This is a genomic window from Limnospira indica PCC 8005, assembly GCF_000973065.1.
Classification (GTDB): domain Bacteria; phylum Cyanobacteriota; class Cyanobacteriia; order Cyanobacteriales; family Microcoleaceae; genus Limnospira; species Limnospira fusiformis.
Window position 1 is genome coordinate 3,593,085 of the sequence record NZ_FO818640.1, and the last position, 14,582, is coordinate 3,607,666.

At 42.5% G+C, this 14,582-nt stretch carries 11 protein-coding genes and 1 tRNA gene; 2 read left to right on the plus strand and 10 right to left on the minus strand.

Annotated features, from left to right (window positions below; all coding sequences use genetic code 11):
* Positions 1-2: 2 nt before the first annotated feature.
* The 7 genes from XZ46_RS15675 to XZ46_RS15705 all read right to left on the minus strand — a co-directional run bounded on the left by XZ46_RS15675 (position 3) and on the right by XZ46_RS15705 (position 10,402).
* Entirely contained in the window at positions 3-1,700 is a 1,698-nt protein-coding gene (locus XZ46_RS15675) for a phospholipase D-like domain-containing protein (RefSeq protein WP_008048835.1), read from the minus strand.
* Positions 1,697-3,250 (minus strand): AAA domain-containing protein, encoded by a 1,554-nt coding sequence (locus tag XZ46_RS15680; protein ID WP_006624912.1) that lies wholly within the window; start codon positions 3,248-3,250, stop codon positions 1,697-1,699. The genes XZ46_RS15675 and XZ46_RS15680 overlap by 4 nt, the downstream gene beginning before the upstream one ends.
* The gene (locus XZ46_RS15685; protein ID WP_006624911.1) at positions 3,243-4,826 is read right to left on the minus strand and encodes a DUF2357 domain-containing protein; all 1,584 of its coding nucleotides are present in this window, start codon (positions 4,824-4,826) and stop codon (positions 3,243-3,245) included. The genes XZ46_RS15680 and XZ46_RS15685 overlap by 8 nt, the downstream gene beginning before the upstream one ends.
* Positions 4,827-4,832: 6 nt before the next feature.
* Positions 4,833-7,001 carry a DUF8727 domain-containing protein gene (locus XZ46_RS15690; protein WP_008048847.1) on the minus strand — a complete coding sequence of 723 codons (2,169 nt, stop codon included), beginning with the start codon at positions 6,999-7,001 and terminating at the stop codon, positions 4,833-4,835.
* Between the two features lie 293 nt (positions 7,002-7,294).
* Positions 7,295-8,281: a nodulation protein NodZ gene (locus tag XZ46_RS15695; protein WP_008048851.1), complete on the minus strand. Its 987-nt coding sequence runs from the start codon at positions 8,279-8,281 to the stop codon at positions 7,295-7,297.
* Positions 8,282-8,403: 122 nt separating this feature from the next.
* Positions 8,404-9,066, minus strand: coding sequence for a response regulator (locus tag XZ46_RS15700; RefSeq protein ID WP_006624908.1), 663 nt, complete (start codon positions 9,064-9,066; stop codon positions 8,404-8,406).
* A complete protein-coding gene (locus tag XZ46_RS15705) occupies positions 9,044-10,402 on the minus strand; it encodes a sensor histidine kinase (RefSeq protein ID WP_008048862.1) in 1,359 nt (452 codons plus the stop codon). The genes XZ46_RS15700 and XZ46_RS15705 overlap by 23 nt, the downstream gene beginning before the upstream one ends.
* A 178-nt stretch (positions 10,403-10,580) precedes the next feature.
* On the opposite strand from XZ46_RS15705, the gene XZ46_RS15710 reads away from it, so the two are divergent.
* Positions 10,581-11,078 carry a Spy/CpxP family protein refolding chaperone gene (locus tag XZ46_RS15710; RefSeq protein ID WP_006624906.1) on the plus strand — a complete coding sequence of 166 codons (498 nt, stop codon included), beginning with the start codon at positions 10,581-10,583 and terminating at the stop codon, positions 11,076-11,078.
* A gap of 93 nt (positions 11,079-11,171) precedes the next feature.
* Here XZ46_RS15710 and XZ46_RS15715 read toward each other — a convergent pair whose 3' ends face one another.
* The 3 genes from XZ46_RS15715 to XZ46_RS15725 form a co-directional block, all read right to left on the minus strand.
* Positions 11,172-12,083, minus strand: a complete 912-nt coding sequence (locus tag XZ46_RS15715) for a helix-turn-helix domain-containing protein (protein WP_006668241.1) — start codon at positions 12,081-12,083, stop codon at positions 11,172-11,174.
* Between the two features lie 178 nt (positions 12,084-12,261).
* Positions 12,262-13,257 (minus strand): hypothetical protein, encoded by a 996-nt coding sequence (locus XZ46_RS15720; RefSeq protein ID WP_006624903.1) that lies wholly within the window; start codon positions 13,255-13,257, stop codon positions 12,262-12,264.
* A 145-nt stretch (positions 13,258-13,402) separates the two neighbouring features.
* The gene (locus XZ46_RS15725) at positions 13,403-14,074 is read right to left on the minus strand and encodes an Npun_F0813 family protein (RefSeq protein ID WP_006624902.1); all 672 of its coding nucleotides are present in this window, start codon (positions 14,072-14,074) and stop codon (positions 13,403-13,405) included.
* A gap of 271 nt (positions 14,075-14,345) precedes the next feature.
* Here XZ46_RS15725 and XZ46_RS15730 point away from each other — a divergent pair.
* Positions 14,346-14,419 (plus strand) — tRNA-Arg (locus XZ46_RS15730).
* Positions 14,420-14,582: the final 163 nt, after the last annotated feature.

Consider the following 14,582-nt stretch of genomic DNA (forward strand, 5'->3'; position numbering starts at 1 on the left):
CATTAATTTTCCTGATTGGTTAAAGAATTGAAAATTTGCTTAATCTCTTGTAATTCGGTCGTTTTATACATTAAATCGTGCAAATAAAAGCTACGTCTAGAAAAGTTAAAATTGACACCTCCGATATAGGCAACTTTATCGTGAAGTAGGGTTATTTTAGCATGGCAATAATCGATAATTCTGATGTTAAAATCAGCATCTTGGCTATTCATTTGGCTATCAATAACAACTTGCGTTTGTGATAACTTTAAAAGTTCTCTTAATTCGGGCGTAGGTCGAAAGCTGCGACTGATGATAACGATATTTCCCCGAAACTCGCGGAGTTCGTTGAGTAAATCTTGATAGTATTGGCGGGGATTTAAAAGCTGAGGATTAGAAATAATTTGGGATTGAGAGGGACGGGGAATGGAACGCAAGGTCAACACATTACCAGAAACGATGATATCATCTTGGGTGTGGTTATCCCAAAAGTGACCGAATGTTTGAATCAGTTGGGAATGTAAGGGGGTATTTCTCCAAATCATCCCTGATTCTAAATTTCGCTTTAAACTTCCGGCGGTCAAATTGCAGGAACCCAGATAAGCATATTGTTCAGAAATACAGGTTTTTAAGTGAAATTTTCCGCTTCTAATTTGTAGCTTATGGGTATTGGTTCCCAACAATTTCCGCAGACACCTTACCTTGTTTTGGTCGGACCTTTGGTAACTGATTGGTAATTGTTGTCTGGACTCCACTTGACTGTCAATTCTATCAATTACTTCGTCTCTTAAATCGGTGAGAATCCACACCCCTTGAGAGAGTTGTTCAGATTTTTGACAAATCATTTCAACGACATCTTCCGCCTCAATGATATAGCTAGATATTAGCAAAAATTCTGCGGATTTATTAATAATTTGGGTGATGTAATTATGATATTGTCTTTTAATAACAAACTTTTGGGCGGGTGAAAAACTGGGTTGGGGTTGAAGATGGTTGGGAAAATGACTGATTTTGATTTGTCGATCGCATCTATATTTTTCCACCAAATCGGCGATATCTTCGGGTGGTTTATCTTCCCGTTTTTGCAGGAATTGAATCGCTTGCTGTAGAGAGGAGGAAAGTTCCGCCAATTCAACCGTCAGCGATAATTGAGGCGAAAAAGTGACCCTAGCTGCGCCGGATATGGAGGTCAAAAAATAATCTATTTTGGCGGAATCTTCCAAGTTTTCCCAAGTCTCGATCGCCTCTTTCCAGATCTTCTCAGACAGTTGGGGAGATAAATTTGGATGGCGATCGCTATTTAAAATTAACGTATAAATTCCCTCCTGTTGGGACTCTTGATAAGGAAAAATGGGAATTTGGCGATCGTCCGGTTGTAGCGAAAATTGTGCTTCTTCCCCGTAACTGACAAATTTATACTCGTAAAATTGGGGAGGGGGAAGATTCCGGGAAACCTGGGGATTTAAAAGTTGCAACCCCGACAATTGATATAATTCATTGTCATTAGTCACTTGATGCAACTGTTTTAATAATTCAATTAATACAGAATTAGGCACAAAATCCAAACCAAAAGATTCTCGCAAAAGCCGAGGAGTCCGCCTCTGGGTTTGAGTAGCAACAGCTTCAACCTCCCGCAACAATTCAGCCATAGAGATGCTACTCCCCAACGGCGTGGGAGATTGACGATAAAATATTCCTTTAAATTGACATTCAACTTTCATGATAAAATTACCGTCCTTTCTGTGCTTTTTAATCGAGTAACTGCTAATTTTTGCAACGGCGAATTAGGTCGCCATCGCTCAAAGTCTCCCACCATAATCAAATAATCTTTGGCGCGAGTTAAGGCAATTTTTGTTTGTTCCCACTTCACATTTTGAGGTTCTCCACTACAGCAAAAAACCACAATTTTTCTCTCTTTCCCTCTCCAATTATCAATCGTGTCGATAAAATATTGCGGATATTCCTGAATTAACCGTTCTCGTTCTCCTTCCGACGTGGCAATGATGCCGATATCTTCTCGATTGTCAGGTAAATTTTTTAAGCAGTTTGAGATGTTTTGAATTTCGGTTGTTTGGGGAACATCTTGCCAAACTAAGCGATGATTTAAGGACGGTAAATTATAGTATATAGGTTCCGTGTAAGTTTGAATCCAGTCATTAGAAATTAGCGAATAGACAGGAACCGCAATTTCTGGATGCAAGCGAAACTGTTGAGTTAGTTTATAGGAATAAGCTGGTAGTAAATGGTGAGAGAGAAAGGAAAAGGCATCAACGCGGGTTAAGGTGTTGGCATTGCGTTGACTTATATAAGTATGGGTTTCGTCGCCAAACAAGACTAATTTTTGAGTTAAACCTGCCAATAAAATCAATTCATCCCAGCTTAAATATTGAGATTCTTCCACAATTACCAAGTCAAACTTACTTTCCCATAGGGATTGATTTGCTACATCAAAAAACTCTCTAGCCGTTGCCAAGATGGGAATTTGGGGACTATTTGCCAACTGTTTCGCTAATTGTTCGATTTCCGTTTCTGGGAGACTTCCGAACAGTTGACTGAGGCTGAGTTGTTGTTTGAGTAAGGGAGTCAGCCGTTGCAGTTGAATGGCGACGATATCCCGCCTAGCTGGGGTTAAATCGGGAAATTCCCGTTGGAGAAGCTGGGAAATTTCCGCGTGAGATTTATTTTCAATTCGCGGCAACCAGGTTTCCAGTTTGGCGGGAGTTCGCAGTTTTGCCAATTCCAAATCTGGCAGATAGTAGGCGGGTAAATAGTCCATCTTTGGCTGATATAAGTGATGATTTCGCAGTTGTTCAGCGATGGAGTTTTGATGACTTTCAGATTGATTCAGCCGCAATGGATAGCCGGGTAATTTTTCATAAGCATCGAGAACAGTGGGATAATAACTCAGGATTAAAATTCGCTTTTCGTGGTTTATAGCCGCATCAGCTAAACTGGCAGCAATGCGGGTTTTTCCGGTGGCGGGAGGGCCAGAAATTAAGGCGATCGCACTATTTGAAAGACCCATTTCTAAAGCGATTTCCTGATGACCAGTCAGCGAATATACCGGAGTAATACTGGGAAAATTTAGACCTGATTCTGGTCGCAAATAGACCCCACCAGCACCAACTGTTTCTACAATTAACTTTAGCGGTAATGTCGGTTGATTTCGTAGCTGCGATAACCGTTGCTGTATCGCCTGTATCATTGACCGCGATACCTGTTTAGAATTTAGTAATCTGTCTAAATGCGACCAAAACTGTTGTTCATTCATTATCCGTTAATTGATTAATTAAACCTTTAATAAAGCCAGACATCATATTAACCGTCTGCGTCAAACCGTCCTCCGCGAGAAAATTAGGAGTTTGCATCAGCCAAACTTTTCTGGGGTTCTCAAAATTCCATGAATTGGGTATCTCCGACAAAAATTTATGGGGAGAAATCTGCAAGTAAAAAATCAGTGCGGTTTTAATCTCTGGTTGCTGTTGTTGTTGGCTTTTCAGATAGTTAATACCTTCCAAAATCATCTCATTACTGGGACCATACCAAAACACCCAAATCGGGATTTTAATTGTCCGAGTGGTCAGACTCGCTGACCTCAAATCATGAATTTCTAGGTTTAACAGCCAATCTCCCAAGCTAATATTATCCGGTTTTTCCACCCTAAAATTATAAACTTTGTCTTTTAAGAAAACTTGAATTTTCAGATTTTCTTCATTTTTTTGGCTGAAATAACGTCCTTTTTCGGGAACCGTTTGCCGCCATAATTCGGCGGTGGGATCTACATAAAAATTTGCTAATTTGGTCAATGCCATCAACAAACAGATACCGATAACGTCAGCGAATAACTGATTCCGAAAACCCCAGATTTTTTGCTTTTCCTTTCTTTTGGCAAGATAATCCAGATAGGCGCGATAGAAGCTATTATAAATTGGATGTTGAAGCAAAACATAATTGGGTTTTAGCAGTTGAAATTGTCTCAACTTTCTGAGAATTTCCCGGACGTGGGTTTGATTTTTAAATACCTTAATTGATTTGCTAAAACTGCGGTTATCTGTGGCATATTCTGAACTTAAGCGCGTAGACTCTAAATATAATATTTTACCCACAAAATAAATCAGCAATTTATTTTCCGGTGTGTTATAATCTTGATAGCGTCTAATCGCCATTAACTGTTGACGGGAACCCCCTTTTTCCGCAGCATTTCTGCCAGGACGGCGCGTATAATCTCGCAAGCAATAAGCGTCCATTTCTTGAATGCGTCCGATGGGGGTTAATTCCGCTCTACGTCGCAGTTGTTGCCGCATTTTGGGAGTAATGGTTTGTAGCTTTTGGTTTAATTCATAGCGATTTTGCAACGTGATAATTAAAGGTTTTTGTGCATCTTGAATTTTAGCATCTTGGTTTGGTAAATCTAGGAGGCGAACTCTGGCTTGGTTTCCCAATTTTTCCGACACCAAGTTTTCCCACAAACCCGTCAAAACTGGTAAGCATCTGGAGACGGTATCATCAAAGCGATCGCCTAATTTTTCCTCCCAGATTTTCGATTGGCTTTCGTCCTCACAATTATCGCGATCGCACACCTCATCAGCCACCTTAATTATCACCGAAGTCGGCTCCAAAGTCAACTCGTATAGCAATCTATTATTCTGATGTTCCAGGTCAGAGATTTCCAAATAAGGAAAAGCAATTTCATACAATCCCCCACCGAGAGCGATCGCTTCTTTACCGGTCAAATTTTCGGCTTCATTTGCCAAAATAATGGGGCGATCGCGCACCTGTAAAACCTGATTATTAGCCACAGGATTAGCGCCATTCAGATACGCGAATAAACTCCGATAAATTTGCATTGTTCCCTACTCCTCTGGATAAATCAAACCTTTCCACTCAAATTGACCCGTCGAACTATTCCTAGACTTTTCAAAAGCCTTAGTCAAAGGTTCATCCCCCAATTGCTCAATCAATTGTTTCATCTCCTCCAATTCTTCGTGATAATCATCAATCATCAACCCCCGCAATTTCGGCAATAACTTCTGTCCAAATTGGTCAGCCAAAGCATAGCGAAACTCAGCCGAGTTAACCTCAGAAACTCCCGGATAATTAACCACATATTGAGTGATAGCTTGATAAACACGATGAGCAAAAGGATGTCCAATTTTCTCCATCACATTATTGGCTCTATCCAAATATTCTTTAACTTTGCGAACCACAGGAGAATTAACTTGTGGTCTTCTTCTCCAAGCCTTAAACTTTTCATAATCCAAATAACCTTGAGGTCTATTAACCCCAGGACTGTTGTTACCGTCTTCCCGTAGCTTCAAATTTTCTGGCTTACCAAAAGTTAAAACATTCGCTCTATCTAGCACCTTATCCGATAAAGTTTGGGTCGTTTCATCCTCATTCATCGTCCCCACAAACAAAAACTCTTCTGGAATTTTCAGGCGACGTTCTTCCTCCCTCAGCGGCAAACTTCCCAAATCAATCTCTAAATAAGTGTCCCCGGAACGACGGCTTTCTAACTTAGAAAGAAAATCACTGAAATAATATTCAACCCGAGCCAAATTCATCTCATCTAGCAACACGATAACTATGCGATTTTGCATCTGATTGTCATGATTGTATTGATACAGACCCCGCATCAAATCCGTCGGTTTAAATTTCTTTTCGATATAATTGTAGAACCCTTGCAAATCTTGCGGAGAATCCCAACGGGGTTGCACCGCCAAAGTCAAACACTGTGCGCCAATAAAATCAGCATACCTTTGGGGAAGTTCACTTTTTCCAGTCCCACTAATCCCCGCCAAAACCACTAAAGCCGAGATATCCTGCACTTTTAAAGAAGTGTGAAAAGCATTGACTACCCGCCGAGTAAATGTCAATCCTTGTAAGTTCAGGAATGCTGTAAAACTTTGTAAAAATTGCTTTTCTATATCTCCGCTATTGCCGATATTCCATGGTGGTGTCGGCAAATGATTCCACAACTTATCCTTGAGCGCCTTCATCGCCACTTCAGTGCTATTACTGAGATTTTCTAATTCTCCTTTCAAACCATCAATCTCTTCTTGATGTCTCTGTTTTTCCTCTTGTAATTGAGCGTTTTTAACTCGCAAGCCATTCATAGTTATATTAGCCGTATTTATGTTATGCTCTATATCTTGTAAATCCAGCATTTTTCTGCGAATTTCAGCATTCAGATTTCTGATTTGCCTTCTTAAATTTTCAATTTCTTGATAATCTTGTTGGTGTTGCTGAATCACCTGTAAAATTCGTTGCTTTTCACCTTCCAAACGCTGAATTTCTGGACGTAGCTGCTCGATTCTGGTTTGCAAGTGTTGCTGTTCAGCAGATAAAGCATCATAACTTGCTCTGATAACTTCCAACTCCCCTTGTCGAGTCTGAAGGGTTTGCAGTGCCTCTGTCCTAGCTTGAATTTGCTCTGTTAGTTCCTGCAATTGAGCCTTTTTAGCGTGATATTGCACTTCAATTTGGGCGAGGGAATTTCGTTGATTCGCTAACTCTTGTAACTGGGAATTTAGAGCAGCAATTTCACCTTCTAATCCGCTTTTATTTTGGCTCAATTCTCCGATTTGAGCTGCCATTTGTTCTAACGTCTCTAATTGGGGATTGCTGATTCTGAGTCTCTCTAGGCGAACTTTTAAATCCTGTTCTTGCTGTTCAATTTCCTGAACTCTGTTTTGCAGATTATTTAAATCATGCCTTTTATTAGTTAGCTGACCTTGTGCGCGACTCAATTGTTGGGTCAATTTATTGTGTCTATCTTGGATTTCTTGGACTTTTGCTAATAGCTGTTGATGTTCTTGTTTTAAATCCTGGATTTGCTGTTGAGTTTTGATGACTTCTTTGCTAGATTTTTTGATGCTTTCAATAGTAACTGTTGCACCCCCTAATCCCCCCAATGTACTTCCGAAGATGGTACTCCAAGCGTCTCGGGATGGGGAAATAAAGAATACAGCCGCACCTCCCAACAGACAAGAACCACCGACGATCGCCAAATTTTTGATCATCCCAGATACCCTGAACTCTTCTATCTCTACTATCCTATCGGCGCAGTATCGAGAAATTACGCAAATTCAGGCACAAGTTATGTAAATTTTTGTGAACATCCCCAATTACAGTCCAGGGTAGAAGTCCAGAAAATTTAGAATCTCCTCTGGGGAATTTCACCAACCCTTCAACCTGACACCCTCATTATAATAGTGTTCATCAACTCTCCCCCCAACTGCCTCAAGCTATAGAAGCAGTAATCATCAGCCACTGACTTCTATAATTGGCTATTATCGATTTTGTGATCGTTGATTTACCCCCCAATCTTCAGCTTCTTGGCTAGATTTTTCAGCTTGAGTTGAACTCGTTTGATTAGTGGTTTTTGGGTATCAATATCATGGCGAATAGCCTGGGGTTTATCCATTAACATACTCGACAATAAACCAAAAGATGAGCGGGATGCAAATAGTAACTCATCACAAGCAGCCAGCAAATCTAAATCTACCAGAGCCTCAATGCCATTTTGAATTAAGTCCTCGCATTCTTCGGGATTTTGATGCAGTCGTTTTCCCGAAGCAGAAAACCACTTATTAGTTGAGATAATAACCGGAAATTTCTGTTTAAATGAAGACAGCACCTCTTGAGAATCGGTGGCTACAAATATCTTATAGTTAGGGTGTTTTGACTTAACCGACCTGATGATTGATGCCAGAGATGATTCTACCTCTGATAAAGGCACTTTCATATCGGAGTAACGAATATGCACCCCAATCATATAATCGGCAAAATATTCTCGTTTAAATTCCTCAACCTGTAACCGAATGTCCTCTTTTAAGCTGAGGTTAGACTGCAAAACCAACTGGAGAATTTCCAGATTATTCATTGAGGCAAAACGACTAGCTGACCCAGTAAATAAAAGGCGCATAAAACCAATTTTATGGGTATAAGCGGACAACACTATAATAGTTTCGGTATAATCCAAACGAGACACATCAAAGGACAAGTCTTTATAGCAACTAAGACCCGACTCATTGATTACAGAACCCAAAGACCGATTAAGTTTATTTTGCCAATGGGTAGGATAAATCGAATCGGTGGCGGGTAACACTTCTACGGACTGTGCTACGGGACAGTCGAAATACCGGAAAAATAAGTTAGTTCCACTATTAGAATAACTCCCATCTCGCCAATCAACTACTAACTGACGACCACTCAACTGAGCATATAAAATCCCGGTAGCTACTGCAAAAACACGATTACCAATGCCTGATGTTCCCTTGACAACAATATAGTTAGTCATAGTTATAATGATTATTGGTAAAGTTATGATGATTAATTTAGCACGATTTTACTATTTTGGGAGTCGATCGCCACTTCTGACAGGGAAGCCTAGCACGGGGATTTATAGTATCTCAGAGTCAATTATGGGGGAGGTTGATGATCAGACAGAATTGGGTATTGATTAGCCAGTAAAGCCACCTGAGTGCGATCGCGTAAATTCAGACTGCTTAAAATACTAGAAACATGATTTTTCACAGTTCTCTCGCTAATAAATAACTCCTGGGCAATTTCTCGGTTGCTGTAACCCTTACCAATTAACCGCAAAACCTCCAATTCCCTAGGAGTTAAATCTTGTAAATTATCTGGTAAAGGTTCATCCCTAGAAGCCTTAGACCTAGCAGCCATCACCTTCTCAAATAAACCCGGTCCTAACTGTGTATATCCTTTATACACTGCCCGAATAGCTTGCGCTAGTTCATCGGAAGGTGTATCCTTTAATAGGTATCCTTTAGCGCCGGATTCCATAGCTTGGGTGACATATTCATCATCATCAAAAGTCGTTAATACCAAAACCTTAATTTCCGGCTGTTGTTCAGCAAGCGATCGCATCGCCGCCACCCCATCCATAATTGGCATTCGCACATCCATTAACACCACATCCGGCTTTAATTTTAAGGCTAATTCCACCGCCAATTTCCCATTCTCAGCCTCTCCCACTATTTCCAAGTCTGGTTTCGCCTCTAATAAACTCCGTAACCCTTCCCGAATAATCCCCTGATCATCAACCAACAGAACTCGAATCATGATGCTGATTTTTCCAGATTTTTACTTCAATTTTACACCCTTCACCGGGAGAACTGTTTAAGTCGAAATGACCCCCCACAGCCATCACCCTTTCCCCCATACCTTGCAAGCCAAATCCCGTTGTGTTTTGGGCAGGATTAAAACCACAGCCATCATCCTCAATGGTCAATGTAAATTCTCGGCTATTTTCCGATAAAAATAACTCTACTTTTGTGGCTTGGGCGTGCTTAGATATATTGGTAAAAGCCTCCTGAATGACCCTATATAAAACGATAGAAATATCAAGGGGTAATGTATCCGTGATTTGTAAATTAGATGCTACCGGGACTGATGTAGTCGCCTCAAACTCGGAAATTAGCTGTGATAGTGCCTGCAAAAAAGACTGTTTTAGAGGATGCGATCGCCAAGATTTCACCGATGCCCGCACCTCTTTTAAGGCTTCCTTCCCCAACTCCCTAGCCTGTTGAAGATGTCGGGCAGCCCGTTGTTTATCCTCAGCGATAAATAGAGCCGCATTTTCCAATTGAATACTTTGGGCAGTCAAATGATGACCTACAGAATCATGAATTTCTCGGGCGATGCGATTACGTTCTTGGCTAATTGCCCTATCCTCAATCAACATAGCATATTCCCTTAACTGTTGATTCGCTTCCGCCAATTTCTGGCGACTTTCTTGCTCTGATAATAGCGCTCCCACTAACAATAAAACAAACAGTAATACTAACCCAAATAAAACACTAGAATTAAAAGTCAGAGTCAATACTAGCCCCTGAATTGGATCAGCCCAATTACCAGCCAGGGGTCTCAGGCGCAGAAATACCCACAGCAGAAATAAGCCATAGGCAAAAATAGCGACCGCAATGCGATCGCGCCAGGAAAATAACAGACAGGCGCGAATAACCACGACTAGCAACAGGGCGGATAAAAAACTCACCCCCCGCCCCCCAAATACCACCGCCAACCAACTAAAGGTAAACCCACAGGCGATATATACCCACCGGATCGCAGGTGTGCGCGATCGCTCAGGTAATCTCAACCCCATGAGACCCAAACTCCCAATACTAACCAAAATCCCCAGGGGAAACCGACGACTGCGGTAGTGTCCCCAATTCCGGTTTCTCTGGCGCGCGCCATACCCCGATCGCCTCTGTTGATTATCCGTTATAGTTTCTGGTCTGTGGATGTGACGGTGAATCCTGTGTCCCTGTCCCTGTTGTCCGGGACTGTGGATGACAGGGGGGCTAAAGGCGGTTAACAGGGCGATCGCCAACAGCACCCACTCTAAATACAGCAGCAAAGGTACTGGAAAACTCCGACGACCCAAAATATTTTTCACGCGCAGCCAACCCCCCCGGATATCTCTTTTGGTACTTTAGGACTATCAGAAACCGTTACCTTTGACCTATCATGATTTGGGTATTCTGATCGAGGCGATCGCAGCTTGTATCTACCTACAATGAGATTAAAGCTCAAACCGAGTCGATAATCTCAAAGATATTCCCGGATTATAGATTATGAATATGCAACGCTTATTTTCTCTAATGGCTGCTACCGCCTTAATTGTCCCCATAACTACCACCGCCGCTTTTGCTGGTCCCCGTAAAGGTCAATGCTTTGATAGTCTGAACCTAACCCCCCAACAACAGGAGATGATGCAAGCAATTCGCGATCGCGCCGCCACTTCCTCAGAGCGTCAACGCCAGGAACTCCAAGCCAGTCGGGAACAAATGCGATCGCTACAACAAAGCAACGCCAGTCCAGAACAATTGCGCCAACAGCGTCAAAGAATCCAAGAGTTGAGTCGCGCCTTGAGTGACCAGCGGTTCGATACCATGTTAGAAATGCGGGAAGTTCTCACCCCAGAACAGCGATCGCAACTCCAAGAAAGAATGGGGGAACGTCAGGGTCGTGGTCCTGGTCCTGGTGGTGGTCCCGGTAATGGTCGTGGTCCCGGTGGTGGTCCCGGTAATGGTCGTGGTCCTGGTCGTGTTGTTCCTAGTAGTGTTCGTTAGAATAGCGATCAAGCCAATTAACTAACTCCTCAACAATAGGAACAGGAAACCGGGCGCGTGAAAGCTGTTTCCTGTTCCCTAAATTAACCCAACTCAAAAGTGATAAACCTGACCGTCAATCAACAACCTAGTGATTCCCTTCGCTTGCAAATGGGGGGCTGTTTTTTGTATTAACCTGCCATCAGGAACCTTAAAAACCCGCTGATTGCGTGCCGAAAACCGACTAGCCACCCGATGATTATCAAAAACAGGTAGAGTTTTTTCCTGAATTTCTTCCGACGGGATACGTCCTAACTCCGCAAAAGCCTTCAAAGGCTTAACAATCAGTTCCGAAGCCCGATCAATCACCAAATAGCAAATTTTAGGTAACTCAGCCTCCGTCAGGGGGAGAATTTGAACTAAGCTGTTAGCATCAGGGGTAAGGGGGCGATCGAACAAATCCTGATCATTGTCCCCATAACCCTCATCCTCATCCTCATCCTCATCCTCATCCTCATCCTCATCCTCATCCTCATCATCCTCAAAATCGCTAAATTCTTCCCCAGAAAACAACTCCGGTGTGATCAACTCCTCCATCTCATCATTTGGAGTTTTCAAATTGGGTTGTTCCCGCAACGGCGCACGGGTAGTTTCCCCAGAATTTGAATCTGGCGTGGCTTCTACAGTCTCAGGTTCTAACACAGATGAGCGTTTCCGCAGGCAGACCTCCGTCGTAGCATCAGAATCTAACTTAGAATCCTCAGATTCCAATGCTTGAGACTCCCCATCAGTAAATTCAGATCTGCTATCCTTGAGTTGGGGTTTTTTCTGATTTCGTAACCGTTGCTTCTGATGAGTTAGAACATCATAAACATCCCGTGGGACGGCACTTTGTAGAATACGCCTTACCGTAGAACTACTCACCCCGAACTTTTCCGCTAGGGTGATGGTCGTTTCCTCCGGTACATCTTGATAAAGCCTAACGATTTCCTGTTTTTGGGAGTCAGAAAGTTTTGAGGATGTCATCAGATTTGGTCTAAATTGGACATTGGAGTTAATTTCCACAGGCTTAGAAGGGATCCCTCTAAGTGCGATCGCCTCTTTGGCTAATTTTCTCTACAGATTTTCTTGAACGATTAGGAACATCAAAACTTGAAGTTCTCTGAAAAATCCAGCGACAAAACTAGACATATCAACTTTCATTCTAGCCTCTGCTGGTGCGTCTACGTCGGCTTTGGCGAGAACGAGTTGATATGTCATATTCTAGGACCGCACCGATCACAAACAAAATGCCAGTAAAGACAAAAAACACTTCTAGCAAGTTGCCACTTTCATACTCAATTTCGACCCGAGAATCAGACCATTTAAAGTAAGTATCCGCCACATACAGCGAGAAGATAGCAAAGGCTATCATACGCCAGGACTGAGAAAAGCGCCCTCCCCAAAAAGCCAGAATCAGGGCAGTTGCTAGAATCAGCAACACCACATCACCATAGATGTAAAACAAATTCAGCCAAAATCCCAGAGGTTCAAGTTTAGCATCAACTGCCAGCACCCAATCTGGGGCCGTACTTTCTTCTTCCTCCTCAGCCATGGCTTCATCAACCATAGCCACTCCATTAGGGGTAGTGACTATCTGTTCCTGACCCGGGGGTTCTTCAGTAGTCCCTAACAGCCCAAAAAATGACGGATCAGCTACCCAGGTTGCCAAAGTTATACCAGCGATCGCCACACCAGCCAGAGTCGCCCACTGCCAAACCTCCAGATTTAGGCGTTTAGAAGTCACCGCCGTAACCATTCCCCAGCCAAACAACAAATAGCTGAGGACATAGAACCCATCCCCTAGGGAAACCACCGGGTCAAGGTTCCATACCAGTTCCCATAAACCAAATAGTAAACCTCCCATAAAATAAAACAGTGATCCTAGACCAATTCCCAGCCAGACATTGCGTCCGCTGACCATTTGGGGGCTACGCCAATTTCTATAGCAAACCAGTGCAGCCATCAGAAAAGCACCCAATTCAAAGATATAAGTGCCAACGGAATACCATAAAGGTCGTTCTTCCCCTGGCGCACTTACACTAAACAGCAGGAAGAACAACAGAGCCAGAACCACCCAGGTGATGCCAAATATCAGCAGATTTTGCGGAGATACCAGAGATGATATAACCGATGATTTTTGTTGTGACGTGCTACTCATAGCGATACAATAACAAGAAATCTACAGTTGAAAACCATTACTAAACCAGATCGCAATAGATTTGCCCAAGAATACTCATTCAAAAACTAATCTCAATTCGAGCCTCCCATATTTAGATACCAAAACCAAAAAATCCTAACATTACTTAACTTATCTCCCAGAGATTTCCCAGAGTAGATTCACCCAGCCAACTGATAAATGAATCCCGGTCTTCTTGGGCCAAGTCCTGTAGAACTTCATCTAAGCCTTCTGCAAAGCTAGTATTTCCGAAGTAGCTCTTACCCAGACGGTAAACTTCTTCTAGCAATGTTTTCAGGTTATTTTCATTCCAGGAAGGAATTTGTAAACTTTCCAGGGGGTCTTTGGTCAAAAGAGTTTTGACCGCCTCTGAGTTATCATGGGCGGGAAATTTACCTTTTTGAAGAATCTTGAGCAGATCCTTTTCAAAGGCTACAGCTTGTCTTGACCCCAATAAATCCTCAACATCAAAGTAAACTGCTTGTAAGACCAATAGAGAAGCGCGAATGAGGCCTGATACCTTAGCATCAGTACCTCCACCCCCCTCACTACCGAGTTGTTCAAGGCGAACTTTACCCCAAACACTATAGCGTTCTGGTTCTTCGAGTAGTACGCAGGCTTTACCCTTGTTATCAGTCAAGTCTCGCCAATAAGCTCTGGCTTCGTTTTCTTGCTGAACAGTAAAAACCTTCATCAGACGGAACGTCTGCCCTTGATAATAGAGAATGGGAATCTGTTGATCCCGATTGGGGTGTTGGATCGTGGAGATCTCAACATCCTGTCGTTTCAGAATAAACATAACACTATGTACCTACTCTTGGCAGAGTTGCAGGTCGGCTCGTGTTTGTTATTGTAGTGCTTGTTGAACCCATGGCGCTATAATCTCCAATGTGGCAAACTTAATCATCCCAGATAATTTTTGCCAGTCAACTGTCAATCTCGATCGCTTTTATGTTATCATCTACACGTGTCCATTGATGATCAAGCCTTGGGACTTGAGTTTACTTGATTTAGGTTGATACTAGTTGATACTATAGGTGTCAACTTCAGGTAAAATGCAAGACTTGCCTGGGTGTGTAACTCAGCTGGATAGAGTAGCGGCCTTCTAAGCCGTTTGTCGTAGGTTCGAGTCCTACCACACCCGTTTACTGTAAACCCTTATCCTGACTACTATCGCGTGATATCGCTCAACCCGATAGTGGTATCGTTGCGCACAAAATACACTTCATTAAGTCTTAACACACAGGATAATTAGCGCATATCCCTTAGCAACAAATCTTAATTATTGACGGGTTAATCAATAAGCA